Genomic DNA, 1,098 nt, shown 5'->3' on the forward strand with positions numbered 1-1,098 from the left:
AAGCTTTTTTGACCCAGAAACATGAGCGACATACTCAATCATATTGAAGAGCATCCTAAAGAAACACAGCGATTAATAGGTCTGGATTATGAGCAGTTACAACAATTAATCCAAAACGCGGAACAATTACATCATGAAAAACAAGCTTTACTAGAATCAAAGAAAGTTAGAATTATCGCTGGTGGAGGCGGTAGAAAACCCAAACTATCTCGGAGCGAACAAATAATTTTAACATTGATCTATCTGAGGCATATGACAACATTTCAACTTCTGGGCATCCAGTTTGGAGTAAGTGAGTCTACAGCTAATGATACATTTAACTATTGGTTGCCTCAATTGCGAGAATTGCTACCATGTAGCTTACTTGAACAAGTAAAAAAAAACGCTGCTGACTATGAAATAGTCAAGGAAATACTCACAGAATATGAATTAATAGTAGATACCTACGAACAAGTCAGAGAGAGACCTGGAGATAAGAATGAACAAGAAAAATACTTTTCAGGCAAGAAGAGTAATCATACATTTAAAAGTCAAATAATTGTCATGCCAGATGGTAGAGATATCGTTGATGTTGTGGCAGGGAAACCTGGACCTAAAAGCGATATAACTTTATTCCGAGAAGAACGCTCACAGTTTGACCCTCAACAAAGATTTAAGGGAGATAAAGCTTACGTTGGAGAAGCTTTAATTACAACTCCGATTAAAAAACCCAGAAATCGAGAATTAACAACTGAACAAAAAGAACAAAACAAAGCATTTTCGGCTAAAAGAATCTTTGTTGAACATCGAATTCGCTCGCTAAAAATATTTCGAGTTGTCCAAGAAAGATTTAGGTTGAATCCCCAAAAATATGAGCAAGTAGTGTTGACGATTTGTGGAATAGTAAGGTTACGAATTAGAGCGCTAATATTACCATGAAAAATATCTGCTACATCATCAGGTTAAAATCAACGCAGATAACTAGATATTTTGGCTTAATTATCAACAATAAATATCTCAAAGCCTTATTAGAGCGTACAGAGTCGCTAATTTAGGATGATTGCATTTACGTCATACAGCCTAGTTACACAAAGGCTTTAATTGTTTTTGGAGATGTCT

The 1,098-nt window shown here is 35.4% G+C and carries 1 protein-coding gene; it reads left to right on the top strand.

The features are described from left to right. Positions 1-21 precede the first annotated feature (21 nt). On the top strand, positions 22-918 hold the full coding sequence (locus tag QUA03_RS28915; RefSeq protein ID WP_333217168.1) for a transposase family protein: 897 nt from the start codon (positions 22-24) through the stop codon (positions 916-918). Positions 919-1,098: the final 180 nt, after the last annotated feature.

It is taken from the genome of Microcoleus sp. S36b_A4, from assembly GCF_036700645.1.
In the GTDB taxonomy this organism is placed as follows: domain Bacteria; phylum Cyanobacteriota; class Cyanobacteriia; order Cyanobacteriales; family Microcoleaceae; genus Microcoleus.

Bases quoted from the DNA above. Each gene is read 5' to 3' on its own strand.
- QUA03_RS28915 (WP_333217168.1), top strand. From the start codon at position 22: ATGAGCGACATACTCAATCATATTGAAGAGCATCCTAAAGAAACACAG.